This is a genomic window from Vogesella sp. EB (assembly GCF_001037925.1).
Taxonomy (GTDB): domain Bacteria; phylum Pseudomonadota; class Gammaproteobacteria; order Burkholderiales; family Chromobacteriaceae; genus Vogesella; species Vogesella indigofera.
Window position 1 is genome coordinate 24,976 of the sequence record NZ_LFDT01000003.1, and the last position, 23,405, is coordinate 48,380.

Below are 23,405 nucleotides of genomic sequence, written 5' to 3' on the forward strand. Positions count from 1 at the left end.
GCCAGCATGAACGTCTTTTACGAAGAAAGCGGCAGCTTCAAGGTGGGCAGCATCGTCTCCCGCAATGATGCCAGCCTGCAAGTCGACACCCAGCACGGCAAGCGCGCCAAACTCAAGGCCGCCAACGTGTTCCTGGAGTTTTCCAGCGCGCTGCAGGACTTCCTGCCCGCGGCCGAGGCGATTGCGGCCGACATCGACGTCGACTTTCTGTGGGAATGCTGCGGCGACGACGAGTTCGGCTTCGACTCCCTGGCCGCCGACTACTTCGGCCACGCGCCGAACGCGTTCGAATCGGCTGCCATCCTGATCAAGCTGTACGCGGCGCCGATGTACTTCTACAAGAAGGCCAAGGGCCGCTTCAAGTCGGCACCGGAAGAGACGCTGAAGGCGGCGCTGGCCGGTATCGAACGCAAGAAGCGCGAACAGGAACAGGTCGACGCCTGGGCCGCCGAACTGGCCGCCGGCACGCTGCCGGAGGCGATCCGCAGCCACCTGATGCCGCTGCTGTACCGCCCGGACAAGAACACCCTCGAATTCAAGGCCTTCGACCAGGCCAGCCGCGCCAGCGGCCTGCCGCCGCTGCGTCTGGCGCACCACGTCGGCGGCATCCCGTCGGTGCCGGAATACCTGATGGCCGGCTTCCAGCTGGAGCACTTCCCGAAAGGGCTGGGCTTTGGCAGCTACGCGCCGGCCACCATGCCGGCCGACCTGCCGCTGTCCGAGGTGCAGGCCTTCTCCATCGACGACGCCGCCACCACCGAGATCGACGACGCGCTGTCGGTACAGTGGCTGGATAACGGCAACATCCGCGTCGGCATCCATATCGCCGCGCCGACGCTGGGCGTGGCGGTCGGCTCCGACATCGAGAAGCTGGTGCACAACCGCCTGTCCACCGTCTACTTCCCCGGCGACAAGATCACCATGCTGCCGGACGACGTGGTGCAGCAGTTCACGCTGCAGGAAGGCCAGGCCTGCCCGGCGCTGAGCCTGTACGTGGAGGTGGCGCCCGATTTTTCGCTGGTCGGCTTCGACAACCGCATCGAGCGCGTCAACATCGCGGCCAACCTGCGTCACGACCAGCTGGAACAGGTGTTCAACGAGGAAACGTTGGCCGCAGACGGCTTCGGCCCCGACTACGCGTTCAAGAAGGAATTGGTGTGGCTGTGGCAGTTTGCCAATGCGCGCGAAGCGTTCCGCGGCAAGACGCCGGACCCGAACCGCCCGCCGCAGGTGGACTACAACTTCAACGTGGTCGACGGCAAGGTCATCATCAGCGTGCGCAAGCGCGGCTCGCCGATGGACAAGCTGGTGTCCGAGCTGATGATCCTCGCCAACAGCGAGTGGGGCCGCATGCTGGCCGAGGCCGATATCCCGGCGATGTACCGCGCGCAGAGCATGGGCAAGGTACGCATGACCACCCGTCCGGAGCCGCACATCGGCCTGGGCGTCGCGCAGTACGCGTGGAGCACCTCGCCGCTGCGCCGCGCGTCGGACTTCGTCAACCAGCGCCAGCTGGTGGCGATGATCCGCGGCGAGACGCCGCAATACCCGCAGGGCGACGCGATGCTGTTCGCGCTGCTGCGCGATTTCGACGCCGCCTACAGCGCCTACCTCGGCTTCCAGGACAAGATGGAGCACTTCTGGTGCCTGCGCTGGTTCAGCCAGCAAGGCATCAGCGAGCCGACCGCCAGCTACATCAAGGAAGACCTGGTGCGCATCGACGGCGTGCCGATGCGCCAGCGCATCCCCGGCCTGCCGGAGCTGGCCGCCGGCGACCGCATCAAGCTGCAGATCATCCGCATCGACGAGCTGATGCAGGAGATCGAGTTCCGCTTCATCGAGGTCATCGAGCGCAAGCAGCAGCCGGCCGCGGCGGCTAGCGAGCAACCGGCCTGAGCGTTGCGGCCAGGGTTGGCCGCAAGCGACATGACCAGGCCCCGCCACGGCGGGGCCTTTTTTTGTCCGCTCATGACCGGCAGCGCGGCCCGGCGCCACTAATAAAACCCGCCCCTGCGTTGCGCGCCTTGCCGTACCATTAGGACGGCCTGCGTCGGTCGCGATATTCTGTTGGCGGCGCCCGGGGCACCATTTCACGCAACCCACCGGCAGCAACACCATGCACAGCACACAGCACGATCCTATCCTGCTCCACCGTTTTCACGGCCCGTTGGGGCCGATGTTCGTCTGTGCCAGCGAACAGGGCGTGTGCCTGCTGGAATTTGCCGTCAGCCAGCGCAACGAGCGTGAATTTGCCGACCTGCAGCGCCTGCTGCAAACGCGCATCATCGCCGGCGAAAACGCCCATACCCGCCAGGCCGAGGCCGAGATCGGCGAGTACTTTGCCGGCACGCGCCAGCGGTTCGAGGTGGCGCTGCACCTGCCCGGCACCGTCTTCCAGCAACAGGTGTGGGCGGCGCTGCAAACCATCCCCTATGGCGACACCGCCAGCTACCAGCAGCAGGCCGAGCGGCTGGGCAACCCCGCCGCCATCCGTGCGGTGGCCGGTGCCAACGGTGCCAACCGCGTCGCCATCATCGTGCCCTGCCACCGCGTGATCGGTAAGGACGGCAGCCTCACCGGCTACGGCGGCGGCCTGCAGCGCAAGGCCTGGCTGCTGCAGCACGAGCAGCGCAGCCGTTTCGGCGACACCCAGCCGCAGCTGTTCTGACCCCCGACTCGCCAGTGCCTTGCGGCCAACGTTGGCCGCAACAAAAAACGCCGCCCGGTATGGGCGGCGTTTTGCATGGTTTGTTCGGTTTGGTCGCCCGGACAAGTCGGGTCGTCCGGGACATCACCGACGCATCCGGGAAAACCAGGCTCAGCCCGGCGGCAGGATGCCGTCGGCGCGGAACATGGTCTTGATGCCGCGGATCGCCTGGCGGATGCGGCTCTCGTTCTCGATCAGCGCGAAGCGCACGTACTCGTCGCCGTAGTCGCCAAAACCCACCCCTGGGGACACCGACACCTTGGCCTGGTCCAGCAGCAGGTTGGCAAACGCCAGCGAGCCCAGGCTGCGGTAGTGCTCGGGAATGCGCGCCCAGATGTACATCGACGCCTTCGGCAGCTCCACCTGCCAGCCGGCCTCCATCAGGCCCTTGTACAGCACGTCGCGGCGCTTCTGGTAGGTGGCGGCGATGTCCTTCACGCACTGCTGGTCGCCTTCCAGCGCGGCGATGGCCGCGATCTGCAGCGGGGTGAAGGTGCCGTAGTCGTGGTAGCTCTTGATGCGCGCCAGCGCGGCGACCAGATCGGGGTTGCCGACCATGAAGCCGATGCGCCAGCCGGCCATGTTGTAGCTCTTGGACAGGGTGAAAAACTCCACCGCGATGTCCTTGGCGCCCGGTACCTGCATGATGGACGGCGCCTTCCAGCCGTCGAACACGATGTCGGCGTAGGCCAGATCGTGCACTACGAAGATGTCGTGCTTCTTGGCCAGCGCGATCACGCGCTCGAAGAAATCCAGCTCCACGCACTGCGCGGTGGGGTTGGACGGGAAGCCGATCACGATCATCTTGGGCTTCGGGTAGCTGCCGCGAATGGCGTTTTCCAGCTCGGCAAAGAAGTCGATGCCCGGCGCCAGCGGCACGCTGCGGATCTGCGCGCCGGCGATCACCGCGCCGTAGATGTGGATCGGGTAGCTCGGGTCCGGCACCAGCACGGTGTCGCCGCGGTCCAGCGTCGCCAGCATCAGGTGGGCCAGGCCTTCCTTGGAGCCGATGGTGACGATGGCTTCGCTGTCGGGGTCGATGTCGACCTGATAGCGCTGCTGATACCAGCGGCTGATCGCGCGGCGCAGGCGCGGAATGCCCTTGGACGCCGAGTAGCCGTGGGTATCCGGGCGCTGCGCGGCCTCGGTCAGTTTGGCCACGATGTGCGGCGGCGTGGCGCCGTCGGGGTTGCCCATGCTCATGTCGACGATGTCGTCGCCACGGCGGCGGGCGGCCATCTTGCGTTCGGCGGTGATGTTGAAAACGTAGGGCGGGAGACGATCGATGCGCGCAAAGCGGCGCTTGCCAGTAGCTGACATGGGGAATCCTTCAACGTAAGCGCCCGGAACCGTCCGAGCGACGCTCCCCCGACACAGGGGAAGGGCCATCGTAAGCGGCCGGCATGGCGCTTGTCCAGTGTCGCGCCGAACGTGGTGGCCAAGGTTGGCCGCAGGCCAGACGCGACGGCTCAGCGGCGGCTCAACGGTGCCGGGGCAGGAAGTTCTCGGCCACCATGCAGCGCGCGCCGCCGCCGCCCAGGTTCTCGATGGTGTCCAGCGGCGCATGCGCCACCGTGCCGTTTGCGGCCAACGTGGCCTGTTGCTGCGGGGTGAATGCCTGCCAGGCGCGCGACGACATCGCGAACACCGCGTTGCCGGCGGCGTCGGCCAGCTCGATCACGTTGCCGCAGAAGTGCTCCATCTGCGTGTAGTCGATGTCGATGATCTGCTTGCCGTGGCGCTGCAGCTGCTCGCGCACCCGCTGGCGGGCGCTGGCCGGCTGGATCGATTCCAGACACACCACCGCCAGCTTGCTGCCGACCGCCATCATCACGTTGGTGTGGTAGATGGCGGCGCCGCCGCGGTCGACGGCGTCGAACACCAGCGCCTGGTAGTCCAGCTGCATCAGCAGCGCGGCCAGCACCTCGGGGTGGCTGCGCGAGGACAGGCAGACGTAGGCGAGGCGATGGTCGTGGTCGAACACCATCGACCCGGTACCCTCCAGGAATTTACCCTCGTCCTCGAAGGCGCTGAGGTCGCATACTTCGCCGACGGCAAACTCTGCGCGGATGCGCGCGATCACGCTGTCGCGGCGTTCGCGGCGGCGGTTGGGCGCCTCCATCGGATACAGGAACACGCGGCCGTCCGGGTGCATGCTGATCCAGTTGTTGGGGAAGATGGAATCCGGGGTATTGCCCTGCGACTCGTCGTCGATCACCAGTACGCTGACGCCGGCGGTGCGCAATGCCGTGACATAGCCGTCAAACTCCGCCCGCGCGCAGTCCTGCGCCGCCGCGTCGTCCTGGCCCGGCTTCTGGAAGCGGTTCGAGGCGCGGGTTTCCGGATTGGAAAAGAAATGGGCGGGGCGGATCATCACGATGTTGCGGGTGGTCTGTGTCATGGCGGCGGGTAGCGGTCTGGTTTGGATGGTACTTATTTTCCGGTCGCCTGCTGCCATACTGAAGTTGACAATCTGTCACTTTTCCGGCGAAAAACTGGCAGATTGATCTTTTTGGGTAGCGTTATGTCAATGAGTGATACAGATCGCCAGCTGATCGCGCTGCTGCGCGACAATGCGCGCATGTCGGTGACCGAGCTGGCGCAGCGGCTGCGGGTATCGCGCGCCACGGTGCAGAACCGCATCGACAAGCTGGAGCAGAGCGGGGTGATCATCGGCTACACCGTGCGGCTGAAGCCGGAGGCGGAGGGGCACCGCATCCGCGCGTGGATGAATATCGCGGTGGAGGGCAACCGGACGCCAGCGGTACTGCAGGCGCTGCGTGGCGAGCCGCACGTCTACGCGCTGCACTCCACCAACGGCCGCTGGGACATCGTCACCGAGCTGCGCGCCGACACGCTGGAGCAGTTCGACCGCGTGCTGGGCCGCATCCGGCTGATCCCCGGCATCGCCGCCACCGAGACCAGTCTGCTGCTGTCCACGCACAAGGTGTGACGCGGCCTGCGGCCAAGGTTGGCCGCAGCGCTGGCCGAGCAGAGCAACAGGAACAGAGACAGAAAGGAATAATCATGCCGCCACGCACGCTGGCCGAACTGGACGCCCTGCGCGACGAATGCAAGGCGATGGTGACCAAACGCGCCGGCCTCTCCGCCGGTGCCGCGGTGCTGCCGATCCCGGGGCTGGACATCGGCGCCGATGTCAGCCTGCTGCTGGAAATGATCCCGGCCATCAACCGCAAGTTCGGCCTCAGCCCGGAGCAGATCGAGGCGCTGGATCCGCAGCTGAAGAAAATCATGCTGGTCGCCATCACCAGCATTGGCAGCGAGCTGGTCGGCAAGCTGGTGACCCGGCCCTTGCTGCTGAAGGTGCTGCAGCGCATCGGGCTGCGGCTGGCGACCAAGTCGGCGGCCCGCTTCGTGCCGCTGCTGGGGCAGGCGCTGGCGGCGTCGGTCAGCTTTGGCGCGATGAAGCTGATCGGCAACGCGCATGTGGACGACTGCTACGCCGTCGCCAGGAAGGTGTTGCTGGCGGGGCAGGCCGGCCGCAACTAGGCGCACGGGCGCCCTCCGCCACGCGAGACAAGGCTGGCCGCCGGCGATCGCTGGCGGCCAAGCTTGTTTTTTGGGGTGGCAGGTTGGCGGGCAACGGACGAGGCGCGCCGCTGACCGGCCGCACGGTTTGCGGCCAACGTTGTACGCAGGATGGCGGCCGCGGCCGTGATGACATCGGCCGCCGCTTGGTCGCTGTTTTAGGTGCTTGTGGCCAGGGTTGGCCGCATGAAAACAGCGGCCCGCAGGCCGCCGTGATGAGGCAAAGGGGATGGTCGGGCACGGTGGCCGTTGCGACTGCCGCCGGCTCAGGCCACTTCCGTGCCGCGCGCCGCCTGCAGCAGCGCGAACCAGTCCTCGCGTGCCAGCGTCAGCCGGCAGGCGGCGGCCGCGTCGTCCAGCGCGGTCAGCTTGCGCGAGCCGACGATGGGCAGCGGCCGGCACGGGTGGCGCAGCAGCCACGCCAGCGCGATGGTGGCGGCGCTGACCGCGTACACCCCGGCCAGCCGTTGCAGCTCGGCCGCCAGCGCCGGGTTGGCCGCAGCATCGAACAGGCGGCCGCCGGCCAGCGGCGACCACAGCATCGGGCGCACGCCCAGCTGCTGGCACTGGTCGAACGTGCCGTCGATGAGCGGATCCAGATGCAGCAGCGAGGCCTCGATCTGGTTGGTGACCAGTGGCGTGCGTGACGCCAGCAGCGCGTACTGCGCCGGCGTGAAGTTGGACACGCCGAAGTGGCGCACCTTGCCGGCCTCGCGCAGCCGCGCGAAGGTTTCCGCCACCTCGTCGGCGTCCAGCAGCGGGTCCGGGCGGTGCAGCAGCAACAGGTCCAGGTGATCGCTGCCCAGGTTCTGCAGCGAGGCGTGCACGCTGGCGGTGATGTGCGCAGCGCTGGTGTCGTAGTGCTTCACCCGCCAGCCACGCGCCGCGTCCGGCGGCTTGATGCCGCACTTGCTGACCAGCTGGATGGCGTCGCGCCGCGACGGGTTGGCTTTCAGCCAGCGTCCGAACAGCGCCTCGCAGCGGAAGCCGCCGTACAGGTCGGCGTGGTCGAAGCTGGTGATGCCCAGCGCGATGGCGTGTTCCACCCACGCCGCCAGTGCCGCATCGTCAAACCCCCACTCGTCCAGGCGCCAGACGCCGGCCGCTACCGGTGACAGCAGCGGCCCGTCTGCGGCCAACCCTTGCAAGGTCAGCCGGCTCATTACACGATCCGCGCTTCGGTTTTCGGGTCGAACAGCACCGCCTTGGACACGTCGAACACCAGGTCCATGCTCTCGCCCGGGTACTTGGCCTCGGTCGGGTGGGTGCGGCAGCAGACCTTGGTGTTGTTCAGCGACACGAAGACCAGCGTGTCCGGGCCGGTCGGCTCGATCACGTCGATGTGGCAGGCCATCACCGGCAGGCCGTCGCGGTAGGCGGTGCGCGCGTCGGTGATCTGTTCCGGGCGGATGCCGAAGATCACTTCCTTGCCCACAAACGCGGCCAGCTTCGCCTTGTCGTGCGGCAGCGGCAGCACCACGCAGCCGTTGTCGTCGCAGATCTTCACGCCGATGTCGCTGCCGGACTGCACCACGGTGGCCGGGATGAAGTTCATCGACGGCGAGCCGATGAAGCCGGCGACGAACAGGTTGGCCGGGTTGTCGTAGATGTCCTGCGGGCTGCCGAACTGCTGCACGATGCCGTCCTTCATCACCGCGATCTTGTCGCCCAGCGTCATCGCCTCGATCTGGTCATGCGTCACGTAGACGATGGTCGATTTCAGGCGCTGGTGCATCAGCTTGATCTCGGTGCGCATCTCCACGCGCAGCTTGGCGTCGAGGTTGGACAGCGGCTCGTCGAACAGGAAGATGGCCGGGTTGCGCGCCAGCGCCCGCCCCATCGCCACCCGCTGGCGCTGGCCGCCGGACATCTGCCCCGGCTTGCGTTCCAAGAGGTGGGTGATCTGCAGCATCTCGGCCACGCGCTTGACGGTGGCGTCGATGTCGGCCTTGGGCGTCTTGCGGATTTCCAGGCCGAAGCTGATGTTCTCGCGCACCGTCATCGACGGGTACAGCGCGTAGCTCTGGAACACCATCGCGATGTCGCGGTCCTTGGGCGACAGCTCGTTCACGCGCTTGTTGCCGATGGCGATGTCGCCGCTGGAGATGTCGTCCAGCCCCGCGATCATGTTCAGCAGCGTGGATTTGCCGCAGCCGGACGGGCCGACCAGGATCAGGAACTCGCCGTCTTCGATCGCGATGTTGATGCCCTTGAGCACGTCGGTGCCGTTGGCGTAGGTCTTGCACACGTTATTGATGGAAAGCGCTGCCATTTCTTAACCTTTCACGGCACCGGCTGTCAGGCCACGCACGAAGTAGCGGCCGGCAACCATGTAAACGAACAGGGTAGGCAGCGCGGCGATGATCGCCGCGGCCATGTCCACGTTGTATTCCTTCACCCCGGTGGAGGTGTTGACCAGATTGTTCAGCGCCACCGTGATCGGCTGCGATTCGCCGGAGGCGAACACCACGCCGAACAGGAAGTCGTTCCAGATCTGGGTGAACTGCCAGATGATGCAGACCACGAAGATCGGGCCGGAGATCGGCAGCAGGATGCGGAAGAAGATGGTCCAGAAGCCGGCGCCGTCGATGCGCGCCGCCTTCACCAGCTCGTCCGGCACCGTGATGTAGAAGTTGCGGAAGAACAGGGTGGTGAACGCGGTGCCGTACACCACGTGTACCAGCACGAGGCCGGCGGTGGTGTTGGCCAAGCCGAGCAGGCCCAGGAGCTGCGCCATCGGCAGCAGCACCACCTGGAACGGGATGAAGCAGCCGACCAGCAGCATGGTGAACAGCGCGTCCGAGCCTCTGAAGCGCCACATCGACACCACGTAGCCGTTCACCGCCCCCAGAAGGGTGGAGATGGCTACCGCCGGCAGCGTCATCTTGATCGAGTTCCAGAAGAAGCCCTGCATGCCGTTGCATTCGACGCCGGTGCAGGCTTCGGCCCAGGCCTTGGCCCAGGCGCCGCCCTGCCACGCTTGCGGCAGCGCCAGCATATTGCCCTCGCGGATGTCGTCCAGCGACTTGAACGAGGTGGTCAGCATCACGTACAGCGGCAGCAGGTAGTAGATGGCCATCAGGAGCAGCGCGGCGTAGACCAGCGCGCGGCCAGGTGTCAGGTTCTTAAACACGTTTGGCACTCCTTGTTTCCATATACATCAGCGGCACCAGCACGGCGACGATGGTGAACAGCATCATCATCGCGGAGGCGGCACCCACCCCCAGCTGGCCACGGGTAAAGGCGAACTGGTACATGAAGATCGCCGGCACGTCGGACGAATTGCCCGGGCCGCCGCCGGTCAGCGCCATCACCAGGTCAAAGCTCTTGATCGCGATGTGCGACAGGATCAGCAGCACGCTGAAGAACACCGGACGCAGCGACGGGATCAGGATGCGGCGGTAGATGGTGGGCAAGGATGCGCCATCCACCTGCGCTGCCTTGATGATGGAGTCGTCGATGCCGCGCAGGCCGGCGAGGAACAGCGCCATCACGAAGCCGGAGCTCTGCCACACGCCGGCGATGACCACGGTGTAGATCGCCATGTCCGGGTTGACCAGCCAGTCGAAGGTGAAGTCGGTGAAACCGAGGTCGACCACCACCTTTTGCAGGCCCATGTCGGGGTTCAGCATCCACTTCCAGGCGGTGCCGGTGACCACGAAGGACAGCGCCATCGGGTACAGGTAGATGGTGCGCAGCATGCCTTCGGTGCGGATTTTCTGGTCCAGCAGCACGGCCATCAAGAGGCCGACCAACAGGCAGAACAGGATGAACAGGCCGCCGAAGAGGCCAAGGTTGGCCGCAGCGGTCCACCAGCGCTCGTTCTCGAACAGCGCCTGGTATTGCACGAAGCCGGCCCACTCGTAGCGCGGCATCAGGCGGGACTCGGTAAACGAGAGCCAGCCGGTCCAGGCGATGAAGCCGTAGACGAAGATCAGGCTGGCCGCCAGCGTTGGCGACAGCACCAGCTTGGGCAGCCAGCGGTCGGCCAGCGCGCTGAGGCGGCCTTGGGATGAAGATCCGGACATGATGATTCCTTGCTGTCTCGGTACAAAAACACGGCGGCCGGTCCGCCCGCCAGGGGCGGACCGGTCAGACCGGCGGCGGGGGCCGCCGGTGCCGCGGATCACACGCTGCTTAGAGCCTGCTCACGATCTGCTGCGATTTGATTTCAACTGGGGCGATACGGCGTTAAGTACGATTCAGGTATGCGCATTTACTGCTTGTAAACGCCGCTTCCCCAACCGTTTTCGCCTTGTCTCGCGCGAGCTCGCTAGATCGTGAATACGCTCTTAGCGCACGGCGCCGGCACGGGCCAGACGCTCGGTGGCCTGTTGCGCGGTCATGCTGGAGTTCATGAACTGCGAGATCACGTCCACCATCGCGCCTTCGGTGGCGGACGGCATCGCCATCTTGTGGGCGAAGCTCGGCACCAGCTTGTTGCCCTTGGAGGCGGCGCTCATGTCGAAGCTGGACTTCTTCGCGCAGTCGTCGAACTTGGCCATCGGCGTGTCGAGACGGGCAGGGATCGAGCCCTTGTTGAGGTTGAACACTTCCTGGAATGCCGGGCTCATCACGGTGGCGGCCAACTTGGCCTGGGCCTGCACCGCGGCCGGGTTTTTCTGCTGGAACATCGCCAGGCTGTCGATGTTGAAGGTGAACGCATTCTGGGTGCCCGGTGCATCGGTGCAGATGAAGTCCTTGCCCGGTACCTTGCCGGCGGCGGTGAATTCACCCTTCGCCCAGTCGCCCATGAACTGCATGCCGGCCTTGCCGTTGATCACCATGGCGGTGGCCAGGTTCCAGTCGCGGCCGGCGGCGCCCTTGTCGATGTAGGTCTTCACCTTGCCCAGGGTCTCGAACACCTTGACGGTGGTCGGGCCGGCGAGGGTGGCCTTGTCCAGCTTCACGAACGCCTTGTTGTAGTAGTCGGCACCGCCCACGCCCAGCGCTACGGATTCGAACAGGGTGGCGTCCTGCCACGGCTGGCCGCCGTGGGCGATAGGCTGGATGCCGGCCTTCTTCAGCTTGTCGGCGGCGACAAAGAATTCCGGCCAGGTCTTCGGCACGGTGGCGCCGGCCTTCTTGAATGCTTCCGGGTTGGCCCACAGCCAGTTCACGCGGTGCACGTTGACCGGCGCGGCCACGTACTTGCCCTTGTACTTCATCACGCGGCTGACTACCGGCGGCAGCTGCTTGTCCCAGTTGCCAGCGCGGGCTACGGCGTCGATGTCGGCCAGCACGCCTTCGGCGCCCCACTCCTGGATCGCCGGGCCCTTGATCTGGGCGGCGGTCGGCGGGTTGCCGGATACCACGCGCGTCTTCAGCGCGGTCATCGCGTTGTCGCCGCCGCCACCGGCGACGGCAAAATCCTTCCACGTCACGCCCTGGGCGCTCATCATCTTCTTCAGTTCGGCGACGGATTTGGCTTCGCCACCGGAGGTCCACCAGTGCAGGACTTCCACGTCGGCGGCCTGGGCGGCAACAGGGAACAGGCTGGCTGCCAGCACGGCCGCGCTCAGACGTTTCAGTTTCATAACTCTCTCCTTCTGTAGTTGTGATGTCCGCAGGGATTTTTTTGTGATGCGGATGATCGTGTCCCGGCGGCGGCACCCCCAAAACGGGGCGGCGCACAGGATTGACTGCACTATAGCGGGGACTTAGTAAGTTTTGTGTAAGGATTTGGTGGGAATGGCGTAAGGAAACGGGCGTGGATCGTGCACCGCGTCATGATGTCGGCGAAAGGCTTGTGTTTGCTAGTCTGAGAGTTTGCTGCGATGCACCAAAAAACGGTGCTGTAGTGTGTCAACTACACACGCGGCCAATTGGCGGTGCCGTTTTAGTGCGGCAACAACGTGAAATCGACGCTGGCGACCAGGCCGTGCGGCGGGTTGTCGGACAGCTCGATGCGGGTGTGATGGCGGCGCGCGATCTCCTGCACGATGGCGAGGCCAAGGCCGCAGCCCTTGCCCGTGCCTTCGGCACGGCCGCGGTAGAAGCGGGCGAACACCTGCTCGCGCTCGCTCTCGGGAATGCCGGGGCCGTTGTCGCACACCTGCAGCGTCACCGTGCCGGCAGCGCGCCGCAGCCTGACGGTGACCTCGCCGCCGGGCGGCGTGTACTGGATGGCATTGTCGATCAGGTTGGCCAGTAGCTCGCGCAGCAGGCCGCCGTGGCCGGCGACCGGCAGCGCCTCGTCTTCCGCCTCCAGCCCGAGGTCGATGTCGCGCGCCAGCGCCTGCGGCACCGCCTCGCTGGTGACCTCGCGCGCGAGCTGGCGCAGATCCAGCGCCGCCAGTTGCAGCCCGGCTTCCGGCTCGGCACGCGCCAGCGCCAACAGCTGGTTGATCAGGCGGATGGAGCGCGCGACGCTGGTTTCCACCTGCTGCAGCTGGCGGCTGGCGCTGGCGACGTCCGGCGGCGTGGCGGCCAGCTCGCCGCGCACCAGCTCGCTCTGCGACTTCAGCCCCGCCAGCGGCGTGCGCAGCTGGTGGGCGGCGTCGGCGATGAAGCGGCGCTGCTGCGCCACCTGGCCGTCGACCTCGTGCAGCAGCTCGTTGATGGCGCGCGCCAGTGCGCGTACCTCGGACGGCGCGTTGTCGATCTCGATCGGCGCCAGGTCGCGCGGCGAGCGGTTTTCCACGCTGCGGCGCAGGTGGCGCAGCGGCGACAGGCCACGGCTGATGCCGGCCCACACCAGTACGCTGGTCAGCAGCATCACCGCCAGCAGTGGCAGGCCCATGTCGCGCAGGATCTTGCGCGCCAGCTCGGCGTTCAGCGCCCGGCTTTTCGCCACCTGCACCAGCATCAGCTCCGGCCGCTCCGGGGTGCCGGCCGGCAGGTACAGCGCGGCGACGCGCACCGCCAGCCGCTTGATGCGGCCATCGTAGAAGAAGGTTTCCCCCGGCTTGCGCTGCAGGCCGGCCGGCGGCCGCGGCATCGCCGGCTCGCCGAGCAGGAAGGCCTCCGGCGGCGAGCTGACCATGTAGTAGATGCGGTCGTCCGGGTCCTGCTCCAGGATCTCGCGCGCCGCCTGCGGGAAGTCGATGTAGAAGCCGTTGCCGAACGGTTTCACCTGCCGCGCCAGCGCGCGCGAGGACTTGGCCAGCGAGCGGTCGATCACCTCGCCGGCGTAGCTCATCGCCATGCTGTGCGCGAGGAAAGCGGCGCCCAGCCACAGCACCAGCTGCGGCAGCAGCAGCCACAGCAGCAGCTGGCGGCGCAGCGACAGCTGGCGGGGGCGGGCGGCGGGCGGCGGCTTCATGCGGCCAACCTTACGCGCCGCCGTCAAGCCGGGCCAGCAGGTAGCCCAGTCCGCGCACCGCGCGGATGCCGACGCCACTGCCGTCCAGCTTCTTGCGCAGGCGGTGCACGTACACCTCCACCGCGTTGGCGCCGACCTCCTCACCGTCGCCGGACAGCTCGCCGGCGATCTGCTCCTTGGTCACCACGCGGTCGGCGTGGGCCATCAGGATGTCGAGCAGCTGCAGCTCGCGCGCCGACAATTCCAGCGCCTGCTGGTCGGCCCACGCGCGCTGCCCGCCGCGGTCCAGCCGCAGGCGGCCGAAGTGCAGCTCGTCGCGCACGTTGTCGGCGACGCGGTGGCGGCGCAGCAGCGCACGGATGCGCGCCTCCAGCTCCGGGAATTCGAAGGGCTTGACCAGGTAGTCGTCGGCGCCGGCGTCCAGCCCGGCGACGCGATCTTCCATGCTGTCCAGCGCGGTCAGCAGCAGGATGGGCAGCGCCGGCTTGTGCACGCGCACGTTGCGCAGCACCTGCAGGCCGCTCTGGCCGGGCAGGCCGATATCGAGGATCACCGCGTCGAACGGCTCGGCCAGCAATTGCTGCTGCGCGGCGAGGCCGTCGGCGGCGTGGCTGACGCTGAAGCCGAGCTGGCCCAGGCGGGTGAGCAGGGCATCGGCGAGGACGGCGTCGTCTTCGGCTAGGAACAGTTTCATGGCGGGGTCCGGCTGCGGGCTGAGACAAGCCGTGATGTTAGAAGCTCGCGCCGGCTTTGGCGAGGGGAAAGGTTGGCCGCAGCTGCGGCCAACCTTGGGAATGGCTGCCCGGCTGGGGCTGGGTAGCAGGCTGGTGGCTTACATCATGCCTAGTGTGCGCGGCAGCCACAGGGTGATGGCCGGCACGTAAGTGATCAGCATCAGGTAGCCGATCATCACCAGGATCCACGGCGCACAGGCCTTGGTGACATCGGTCAGCCTTGCTTGCCTTGGTCGGTGTTGCTGCCGACTTCCCAGGCCTGCAATGAGGCGACGTGGTGCTGCAGGTGGCTATCGACTTATCTCGCGCCTTTGCCATTGTCAGGCTGGATTGCCGCAGGCCGGTTTCTTGGCGGTCAGCCAAGGATTGGGGGAGGGGCTGGGCTGCGTCGAACTGGTACTGCGCGCTGTCGCGTGTCTTTGGTACTTGGGAGGGGCCTTGCTGATGTTGTCATTTTACCTGACGGCAAAGCCCAGTGGTGGTGTGAATTCCGCCTTTACTGTGAAGGCAGTGAAGGCGGATTTGTTTTTTATTGCTTTCTAGGAATAATGTTTATTCCTTCGCAATCATCCCATGCTACTTTGCAGTTCATTTTCTCATTGGGTAGAACAGCGAAGGTATAGTATATTTTTTTTCTGCTGCGATCGAGTTGTCCACTCCACTTGAATGAGTAGTCAGCACCTTTTTTGGTCAGTGTAGGAGCTTTGGAATTTCCATTTTCAGGGTAATTTCCTCTGAAGTAGAATAGCTCAATAAGTGTTTTGTATTTTTTATCAAAAACATAAAAGCTATAGTGAATGCTGGTTTGGTCGTATTTGTTAGGAATGTTTTCTGTGGTGTATTTCATGTAGATATAATCTTTATTGCTGAATAAAATTTCCATGAAATTATTGTCTTTGTTTTTTGGTATTCCGCTAACATCAAACCGGTATAACTTGCCATTTTCGTTGATCTGTAGTTCGCCGTCTTCTGAATATTCTTTATTGCCGAGATTGGTGTATTTTCTCTCTTCTGCCGTGTATCTTCTCTTGGTTGAAACTAGCCTTCCTGTTATATTTTCTTTCGAGTCAATCAGGACTGGATAGTGACCATCAAGCGAAAATATCCTGCTGCGCTCATTGTCTGATTTTTTTTCATTGTCCTTTATATATTCGTATGCTCTACATGTTTGTGGTTCCTGGATTTTTTCGCACTCTAGACGATAGTAACGTGTTTCTTCAGTTTCAGCTAATGCAGAGCGAGAAAAAAATAATACTAATGTTGCTAAGTAAATTGCATTTTTCATAGGTGCCTAACGATTTTTGCAGTTGTCAATAAGGGGTAGAGGGTCGAAACGGCCAGCTAGACCAAGACCAGGTCCAGGTTCTTTTCTGGCTTCAAAGTGCAGATGCCCTCCCGTTGTGATAGTGGTCATGCCCACTGCATTTCCACTACAACCGCTTGTGCCGATTATGTCGCCAGCCTTGACAAATATTTGTTTGTTATTATTTGGTTTTTCTATCGAGATGGCTTCCATGTGTGCATAGAAAAAATATACCGTTTCTTGAGAGCCAACTTTGCTTTTACAGTAATCACGCTTTTCCGCTGGCAAATCATTCAAATCAACCTCCAGTACCACACATTTTCCATAGTTTTTACCTGGCTTTTTATCCTGATCCACTATTATGGCTACTCGTGCGTTGGCTACTGCTCGCAGTGGCGTCCCAACGTTTGCTTGCAGATCGATGCCTTGGTGCGCACGCGGTTTTTCATCTTTATCTTTCCGAAGCATGCCAAATGTGGCGGAACGTTTGCTTGCCAAGCGCGCAGTACGGATGGTGCAGTGTGGCAAGGGATCGACCCACTGTTCGACAGTGCTTGCTGGTTGTGGAGTCGGCGGTGTGCCAGGTTGTTGAGTAGGTTGAGGAGGTTTAGGGAGCGATGGCTGCTTTTTTGCCGGAGCAGACTTTTCTTGAGGCATTTGTACTGCAGGGCCACCCAACTTGGTAAAAACATCGGCCATCCGTGCGGTCTGGTAACTACTGGGGTCAACCATGAAATGGTCAGGACGAAGCCGCGCATCGACCAAGTCGTAGGCTAGCCAGTAGCGATACGCGGGTTGGTACTTATCCCCAAATTTTTTTGAGTATGTGTTAGCTAACACTTGGCCATTTTTTTTACCTAGCTGTATCGAAAAAATTGCACCTGATTTTTTTTCTTCGATCAGATTTTTAATAACTGAATTTGCCCCTGAAGCTCCTTCGTGATGCGCTAAATACGCCAGCTTAACTTTCTCTACATCATTCAGACTGTCTACCGGCAATCCATATTTTTTTTCAAGGTGCGCAGGTTGATCTGGATGTAACAAGCTGCGGCATCAATGGAGAGTTCTGCATTGGTTCGCCAATCCAGTACGGTATCCCAACCTGGGGCCGGTTTGGTTTTTTGAATACATTCGTACAGTTTTGATTGCTTGTCGCAAGACACGTCTTTCCACATGGCGGGCAGGCATTGCATCAATCCCACTGCGGAGCTGCTATCTGCCTTGCCGTTTTCCAGCCACTCTCCTTTGCGGTTTTTCGCGGCTTCCACCTGCATGAAGGCTGCCAGTGCTTGAGGGGACAGGCCATATTTCTTAGCCGTTTCAATAATACACTTCCGGTATTTCTCGTTTACCGGCGCCAACAGCAGGTTTTCACTGGTGAATATTGGCGCGATAACCTGTACGGGTTTGCCGTCCTCCAGTCGAACCTTTTTCTGATAAGGCTCTGTATCAACCTTCGGCATGGCAGGAGGAAGCTTGTCTTTCCCTTTCGACCGCTTCTGGGGCTGGGGAGGGTTCTTTTGTCGAATCTCTCCCTTGATACTTGCCCGGCTTTGCTGCTGCGCCCCTTCTCTTGCTGTCAGGTTGCCTTTTATTTTGATGGTTCGTGCTTGTAGGATCATGAACTGTTCCCCTAGTGGCACTAGTTCATCTTTGTAGATGGAAACAAATTGGCCAGAAATATCCTTGAAAAATATCTCAATGCCCTTGCTGATGTCCGTAATGTTCAGTCCCGCGACTAGGCCCTCTCTGTTTCCTTTGACTTCCTGTTCCTTGCCATCGTGCTTCACTTTTAACACCGGGTGCTTGATCGGCTGGCTCGCCAGATCAAGTAGCTGCAGTGTCAATTTGCTGTCTGCATCACCGGCAGTGTCTTCACCTTCAATAAGAAGTTTCTGGCCAATTGTCAGGTGGTGACGGCTATGTTTGGTAAAGTGGTTCAGCTGGGCAATCTGCTCAATGTCCAGACCCAGCCGATGGCAAATTTTCCATAAGCTGTCTCCAGCCTTAACTGTATAGGTTTTCACGACTCACTCCCGTCTAACTCTGTGGCGTGCCTGTCATCTTCATCACTAATGCCAGGGTGGTCATCTCCGTCATCGTTGTTGCTTTCTTCTTCCGAAGCATATAAAGCTGTCCAGGCTTCTTCCTGCCCCAGAATGGCGTCGTACTGTTGATGGGTTTCTGATTCGACAAGCTTGCTGACAGCAATGCTGGAAATATCCTGTTTCAGCAGTACGTGTTTTTCATCCGAGTCCACCATATGGGCAGTTGCTTTCTGCGGTGTTTCTCCATCCAGAGACATCAGCATCACACTTCTAGCTTGTGGCCCTATCGATGAGAACTCTGGGAATGTGGCAAACAGGCTGTCGCCACCACTCATCACATGTTCCGCCCCCTTCACACTCACCGTGCCGGGACAGTGCACCTCGATATTGCCGCCGGTCATGCGGATGTAGGCGCCACTGCCGACGTTAAGCAGGATTTCCTTGGCGGCGGCGATGTGGATCTTGTCCTTGCACGAGGTCACTGCTACATCCCTATCCGCCGTCAGCTCCATTGCCCCGCTCTGCGCCTGAACCTGCACCTTGCCCTTGGCGGCGATCAGTTTCAGCGAGACCCGGTCCTTCACCCCGGCCACGAACAGGCTGATGTGCTGGCCGACGTTGTGCAGCCACCTCCTGCCCGAGGTCTGGTTGAGGTCGCGCAGGGCCACCTGGTCGATGTTGCTGCCTGCGGCCAACGTTAACGAGTTGTCGGTGCTGGCGGCCAACCCTGCCGGGGCGCTGAGGATCATCAGTGGCTGCTGGCTGGCCTGTTCCTTTGCGGTCTTGGATTCCTTGTCGGTATTGCTGCCGGCCTCCCAGGCTTTCAGCGCCTGCACGTGGTGCTGCAGGTGGCCGTCGGTTTTGTTGGTGCCTTTGGCGTTGTCCGGCTGGATTTCGGTTGGCCCGGTTTCCTGTGTGTCGGCCAGTTGCGCGCTGGCGGTGTCGGCCAGGCTTTGGGCGAGCGCCAGGGCGGCGTCGAGCTGGTTTTGGGCGCCATCGCGCGCCAGTTGTTTGCCACCGGCCGCGGCTTGCGCTTCGGTGCTCAGCAGCAGACCGTGGCCGGCGCGAATGACGCCGTGGCGGTCAGTCCTGAGTTCGAAACCCTCGCCGCGCGGACTGGCCTTGCCGTCCTGCCGCGGTTGGGTGAGGTAGCCCTGGTTGAGCTGGGTGTTGCCGTGCTCGCTGCTGAGCTTGGCCCGCACTTCGCCCGGGCTGTCATCGAACAGCAGTTCGTTGTACTGGCCGCCGTGGTGTTCCTTGTTCTTGATGCCGGACAGGGTGTGGTTGCCCGGCAGGCTGCCGGTGCCGCTGAAGGTTGGCGGCGGGTGGCTGCCGTTGTACAGCACGCCGGTAATCACCGGGCGGTCGATGTCGCCTTCGATGAAGTCGACCAGCACTTCCTGGCCGAGGCGCGGGATGAACTGGTGGCCCCAGCCGGCACCGGCGCTGGGCATGGCGACGCGCAGCCAGCAGCTGGAGCGCTCGTCGAGGTTGGCGCCGCTGTCCGGGTGTTCGTCCGGCCGCTGCCAGTGGAACTGCACCTTGATGCGGCCGTGGGCGTCGGTGTGGACTTCTTCGGACTTATCTGATCCGGCCTCGCGGCCTCGTGGGCCGACCACGGTGGCGGTCTGCGCACCGCGCGCGGTGGGCTTGGCGTGGGTGGTGGCGGCGTAGACCGGGGTGAGCGGCAGGCCGCGGCGCTGGGCGTCGAAGGCGCTGCGGAACGGCGCGTCATCTTCTGCGGCCAACGTTGGCCGCAAGGCCGCCGGCAGGCTGCGGGCCAGCTCGGCCGGCAGGTTGTTGCGCACGGCAAGCCGCTGGCGGGTAACCACGAATTCGCGCTGCTCGGGCGCGTCCCACTGATGCGCCGGATGCGCGTCGAGGCGGAACCACTGCCCGGCGGTGAGGCCGCGCACCACGCCGCCGCCGCTGAAGGTCTTGGCCTGCGCGTCCAGCGCCTGCTGCCGCAGCCGCGCGTAGTGGCTGAGCTGCTCGGCGTCGCTGGCGTAGTAGGCGCCGGGGGCATCGTAGTGCTGCAGGCTGGATTGCAAACGGGCGCCATCCAGGCCCTGATCCAGCGCCGATTCGTCGCCGCTGTGGCCGGTGGCCACCGGCTGGTAGTCGTAAGTCGCCAGCGCCACGCTGCCGGGCACGATCTGGCGTGCGCCGTCCCAGCGGGTGAGGCCATCCTCTTCTTCGGTCGCATCGCTGCGGTGGAAACGCACGCGGCCAACGTTGGCCGCCGGCAGGCTGTACGGGTCGTCGAAGGCCAGCAGCCGCACCTGCGGCGTATCACCGTCCAGGTGCTCGTAGCGCCAGCTCAAGCCTTCCTCGCGCAGCAGGCGGCAGATGAAGTCGTGGTCGGATTCGCGATACTGCAGGCAGTAGCTGCGGTTGGGTAGCGGGCCGGCAAGCATGAAGTCCAGCCCCTGCACCACGGCGAATAGCGGGTTGGCGGCGGCGTGCTCGGCAAAGATCTGTCGCACGATGGCGTCGACGCTCAGATCCTGGAACACGAGCGAGGTCTGGCGCAGGCGCAGCAGCGCGAACGGCGGCTCCACGGTCAGCGCATACTTGGCAAAGCCGCCATCGCTGCCCAGTGTCTCGGCGGCGCTGACCACGCCGCAGCGCAGCGATTCGCGGCCGTCGGCGCCGGCAATGCCGAGCCGTACCGGCAGGCCGAGCAGCGACTTCAATTCGATGCCGTCGTCCGGCGCCAGGACTCGACGCGGAAGCGGTAGTCGCCGGCCAGCGCCTCGTCACCGGACAAGCTCAGCGGCAACAGCGCCTCGCCCCAGCGGCTGCCGTCACCCAGTTGCAGGCTGAGCAGGCGCTGGTCCTGGTTGAAGGCGGAGGCCGAGCAGGTCGGGGAGGGTCATGGCAGCGGCTCCGGAGCGAGGCAAAGCGTCGAATTATGCCAAAGAGTTATACGTTTGTCGTTAATGGTCGATGGGTGACCAGCCCGAGCATGGCAGTCTGACCGTGGTCCGTGTTCATCTATGCCGCCAGCCATCGGCAAAATGGCTGGCGGCATTGTGTCCATGCTGCCGCGCGGGATAAGGGGCGCGATTCATTTCACGGGTATAAAAAAAGGGCTTGCCGGGGAGAGTCGGCAAGCCCTTGTGAAAAACGGGAGCGTCGGTCTGCGGCTTAGCGCACCGCCAGCGCGCTGGCCTGTTGCGCCAGTGCGGTGATGCGCGCCCAGTCCTGGGCGGCGATGGCGTCGTCCGGGGTCAGCCAGCTGCCGCCGACGCACAGTACGTTGGGCAGCGCCAGGTAGTTCGGCGCGCTGTTGATGTCGATGCCGCCGGTGGGGCAGAAGCGCAGTTCTGGCAGCGGGCCGGCCAGCGCCTTCAGCAGCTTGATGCCGCCGACCGCCTCGGCCGGGAACAGCTTGAGGATGTTGAAGCCTTCGTCCTGCGCGTGCATCGCCTCGGACGGGGTGGCCACGCCGGGGATGAACGGCACGTTGGCGGCGCGCGCGGCGGCGGCCAGCTCCGGCGTCAGGCCGGGGCTGATGCCGAACTGGGCGCCGGCGTCGAGCGCGGCTTCCAGGTGGGCGCGGGTGCGCACGGTGCCGGCGCCGACGATGGCGTCCGGTACTTCGTCGCGGATGCGGCGCATCGCCGCCAGTGCCGCCTTGGTGCGCAGCGTGATTTCCAGGGTGCGGATGCCGCCGGCGACCAGTGCGCGGGCGAGATCGACCGCGACCGCGGCGTCGTTGACCACGATCACCGGCATCACCGGGCCTTGGCGTAGCAGAGTCAGTGCGTCCATCTATCTATCCTTTTCGATTGCCACAGAAACCACAGAAGCACACGGAAAGTATCGGCGCCGCTGGCGCGCTGCCCGCTGCTGCCGGTGTTGTCCGGGCGCGGCTTCCGTGTTTTCCGTGGCGAAAAATACGTTTACGGCTTGCTCCACAGCGGATGGGCGAAGGTCATCGCGCCTTCCTCTGCGGTGGTGGCCTGCTGGCGCATGCCGGCGAACAGGTCGCGGCCGACGCCGTGCTGGTGCGCGTCAAGGTTGGCCGCAGCGCGTTCGCGTGCCGCCCACTCGGCGGCATCCACCAGGATGCTCAGCTCGCCGCTGTTGGCATCCAGCCGCACCAGGTCGCCGTTCTGCACCTTGCCGATGTCGCCGCCGAGCAGCGCTTCCGGCGACACGTGGATGGCGGCCGGCACCTTGCCGGAGGCGCCGGACATGCGGCCGTCGGTGACCAGCGCCACCTTGAAGCCGCGTTCCTGCAGCACGCCCAGCGGCGGCGTCAGCTTGTGCAGCTCCGGCATACCGTTGGCGCGCGGACCCTGGAAGCGGATCACCGCGACAAAGTCCTTTTCCAGCTCGCCGCGCTTGAACGCCGCCAGCAGTTCGTTCTGGTCGTGGAACACCACGGCCGGTGCTTCCACCACGCGGTGCTCGGCTTTCACCGCGGAGACCTTGATCACCGCACGGCCGATATTGCCGGTCAGCACCTTCAGCCCGCCGTCGTGCGAGAAAGGCTTGGCCGCGGTGCGCAGCACGCCGTCGTCGCCGCTGGTCGCCGGCGCCGCGCGCCAGGCCAGCTTGCCGTCGTTAAGCCACGCTTCGCTGGTGTGCGCGCGCAGTCCCTTGCCCATCACGGTGGTCACGTCGTCGTGCAGCAGGCCGGCATCCAGCAGCTCGCGGATCACGAAGCCCATGCCGCCGGCGGCATGGAAGTGGTTCACATCTGCCTTGCCGTTGGGGTAGGCGCGCACGATCAGCGGCACCACCGCGGACAGCTCGTCGAAATCGTCCCAGTTGATGTCGATGCCGGCGGCACGGGCGATGGCATTGATGTGCAGGGTGTGATTGGTGGAGCCGCCGGTGGCGAGCAGGCCGACGATGCCGTTGACGATGGCTTTCTCGTCGATGACGTCGCAAATCGGGGTGAAGCGACTGCCCTGCGCGCTGATCTCGGCGGCGACACGGGCGGCGTGGCGGGTCAGCGCCTCGCGCAGCGGGGTATTCGGGTTGACGAAGGCGGCGCCCGGCAGGTGCAGGCCCATGATCTCCATCAGCATCTGGTTGGAGTTGGCGGTGCCGTAGAAGGTGCAGGTGCCGGGGCCGTGGTAGGACGCCGATTCCGACTCCAGCAGCGCGTCGCGGCCAACCTTGCCCTCGGCAAACAGCTGGCGCACCTTGGCCTTGTCGTCGTTGGAGATGCCGGTGGTCATCGGGCCGGCCGGCACGAACAGCGCCGGCAGGTGGCCGAAGGACAGCGCGCCGATCAACAGGCCGGGCACGATCTTGTCGCAGACGCCTAGGTACAGCGCGGCGTCGAACATCTGGTGGGACAGCGCGATGGCGGTGCTCATCGCGATCACGTCGCGCGAGAACAGCGACAGCTCCATGCCCTCGAAGCCCTGCGTCACGCCGTCGCACATCGCCGGCACGCCGCCGGCCACCTGCGCGGTGGCACCGGCTTTCAGCGCCTCATCCTTCAGCAGCGCCGGGAAGGTTTCCAGCGGCTGGTGCGCCGACAGCATGTCGTTATAGGAGGTGACGATGGCGAGGTTAGGGCGCACCGACTCTTTCAGGTGAATCTTGATCCCGTCCGGCATCGCGGCAAAGGCGTGCGCCTGGTTGGTACAGGACAGGTGGGCGCGCTCGACCTTGCCCTGGCGCACGGCGGCGTGGGCCTGGGCCAGATAAGTGGCGCGGGTGGCGCGGCTACGCTCGATGATGCGCTGGGTAACGGCAGCAAGAACGGGATGCAGACTCATTGGTGTAGGCCCTGATTGGTGTGTCTGAATGGTAGTTTTACTACAGTGTGTTG

At 64.0% G+C, this 23,405-nt stretch carries 18 protein-coding genes and 1 pseudogene; 4 read left to right on the top strand and 15 right to left on the bottom strand.

What is annotated here, in order from left to right:
- The first annotated feature begins 6 nt into the window (after positions 1-6).
- Both ACG97_RS02970 and ACG97_RS02975 read left to right on the top strand, forming a co-directional pair.
- Positions 7-1,896, top strand: a complete 1,890-nt coding sequence (locus ACG97_RS02970; protein WP_047965844.1) for a ribonuclease catalytic domain-containing protein — start codon at positions 7-9, stop codon at positions 1,894-1,896.
- A 220-nt stretch (positions 1,897-2,116) separates the two neighbouring features.
- Positions 2,117-2,668: a methylated-DNA--[protein]-cysteine S-methyltransferase gene (locus tag ACG97_RS02975; RefSeq protein ID WP_047965845.1), complete on the top strand. Its 552-nt coding sequence runs from the start codon at positions 2,117-2,119 to the stop codon at positions 2,666-2,668.
- 150 nt (positions 2,669-2,818) lie between these two features.
- Here the strand turns inward: ACG97_RS02975 and alaC are convergent, their stop codons facing one another.
- Complete coding sequence (gene alaC / locus ACG97_RS02980) at positions 2,819-4,027, bottom strand: alanine transaminase (protein ID WP_047965846.1); 1,209 nt, start codon at positions 4,025-4,027, stop codon at positions 2,819-2,821.
- Positions 4,028-4,187: 160 nt separating this feature from the next.
- A complete protein-coding gene (gene ctlX / locus ACG97_RS02985; protein WP_047965847.1) occupies positions 4,188-5,108 on the bottom strand; it encodes a citrulline utilization hydrolase CtlX in 921 nt (306 codons plus the stop codon).
- Positions 5,109-5,237: 129 nt separating this feature from the next.
- On the opposite strand from ctlX, the gene ACG97_RS02990 reads away from it, so the two are divergent.
- Both ACG97_RS02990 and ACG97_RS02995 read left to right on the top strand, forming a co-directional pair.
- A complete protein-coding gene (locus tag ACG97_RS02990; protein ID WP_047965848.1) occupies positions 5,238-5,660 on the top strand; it encodes an Lrp/AsnC family transcriptional regulator in 423 nt (140 codons plus the stop codon).
- A 74-nt stretch (positions 5,661-5,734) separates the two neighbouring features.
- Positions 5,735-6,217, top strand: coding sequence for a hypothetical protein (locus ACG97_RS02995; protein ID WP_047965849.1), 483 nt, complete (start codon positions 5,735-5,737; stop codon positions 6,215-6,217).
- Between the two features lie 305 nt (positions 6,218-6,522).
- Here the strand turns inward: ACG97_RS02995 and ACG97_RS03000 are convergent, their stop codons facing one another.
- The 13 genes and pseudogenes from ACG97_RS03000 to edd all read right to left on the bottom strand — a co-directional run bounded on the left by ACG97_RS03000 (position 6,523) and on the right by edd (position 23,352).
- Complete coding sequence (locus ACG97_RS03000; RefSeq protein WP_047965850.1) at positions 6,523-7,419, bottom strand: aldo/keto reductase family oxidoreductase; 897 nt, start codon at positions 7,417-7,419, stop codon at positions 6,523-6,525.
- Positions 7,419-8,528 carry an ABC transporter ATP-binding protein gene (locus tag ACG97_RS03005; protein WP_047965851.1) on the bottom strand — a complete coding sequence of 370 codons (1,110 nt, stop codon included), beginning with the start codon at positions 8,526-8,528 and terminating at the stop codon, positions 7,419-7,421. Before ACG97_RS03005 ends, ACG97_RS03000 begins: the two co-directional genes overlap by 1 nt.
- 3 nt (positions 8,529-8,531) lie before the next feature.
- Positions 8,532-9,335: a carbohydrate ABC transporter permease gene (locus tag ACG97_RS03010; protein ID WP_170152126.1), complete on the bottom strand. Its 804-nt coding sequence runs from the start codon at positions 9,333-9,335 to the stop codon at positions 8,532-8,534.
- 46 nt (positions 9,336-9,381) lie between these two features.
- The gene (locus tag ACG97_RS03015; protein ID WP_047965852.1) at positions 9,382-10,284 is read right to left on the bottom strand and encodes a carbohydrate ABC transporter permease; all 903 of its coding nucleotides are present in this window, start codon (positions 10,282-10,284) and stop codon (positions 9,382-9,384) included.
- Positions 10,285-10,548: 264 nt separating this feature from the next.
- Entirely contained in the window at positions 10,549-11,793 is a 1,245-nt protein-coding gene (locus ACG97_RS03020) for an ABC transporter substrate-binding protein (protein WP_047965853.1), read from the bottom strand.
- Positions 11,794-12,095: 302 nt separating this feature from the next.
- Positions 12,096-13,520 (bottom strand): sensor histidine kinase, encoded by a 1,425-nt coding sequence (locus tag ACG97_RS03025; RefSeq protein WP_047965854.1) that lies wholly within the window; start codon positions 13,518-13,520, stop codon positions 12,096-12,098.
- Between the two features lie 10 nt (positions 13,521-13,530).
- On the bottom strand, positions 13,531-14,214 hold the full coding sequence (locus ACG97_RS03030; RefSeq protein WP_047965855.1) for a response regulator transcription factor: 684 nt from the start codon (positions 14,212-14,214) through the stop codon (positions 13,531-13,533).
- A 569-nt stretch (positions 14,215-14,783) separates the two neighbouring features.
- A complete protein-coding gene (locus ACG97_RS17480) occupies positions 14,784-15,539 on the bottom strand; it encodes a hypothetical protein (RefSeq protein WP_156167900.1) in 756 nt (251 codons plus the stop codon).
- A 6-nt stretch (positions 15,540-15,545) separates the two neighbouring features.
- Entirely contained in the window at positions 15,546-16,601 is a 1,056-nt protein-coding gene (locus ACG97_RS17120; protein WP_162198995.1) for a M23 family metallopeptidase, read from the bottom strand.
- Positions 16,547-17,584 (bottom strand): LysM peptidoglycan-binding domain-containing protein, encoded by a 1,038-nt coding sequence (locus ACG97_RS03045; protein WP_047965858.1) that lies wholly within the window; start codon positions 17,582-17,584, stop codon positions 16,547-16,549. Before ACG97_RS03045 ends, ACG97_RS17120 begins: the two co-directional genes overlap by 55 nt.
- Positions 17,581-20,435 (bottom strand): annotated as a pseudogene (locus ACG97_RS03050) (type VI secretion system Vgr family protein). Before ACG97_RS03050 ends, ACG97_RS03045 begins: the two are co-directional and overlap by 4 nt.
- A gap of 320 nt (positions 20,436-20,755) precedes the next feature.
- A complete protein-coding gene (locus ACG97_RS03055) occupies positions 20,756-21,382 on the bottom strand; it encodes a bifunctional 4-hydroxy-2-oxoglutarate aldolase/2-dehydro-3-deoxy-phosphogluconate aldolase (protein WP_047965859.1) in 627 nt (208 codons plus the stop codon).
- Positions 21,383-21,513: 131 nt separating this feature from the next.
- On the bottom strand, positions 21,514-23,352 hold the full coding sequence (gene edd, locus ACG97_RS03060; protein WP_047965860.1) for a phosphogluconate dehydratase: 1,839 nt from the start codon (positions 23,350-23,352) through the stop codon (positions 21,514-21,516).
- Positions 23,353-23,405: the final 53 nt, after the last annotated feature.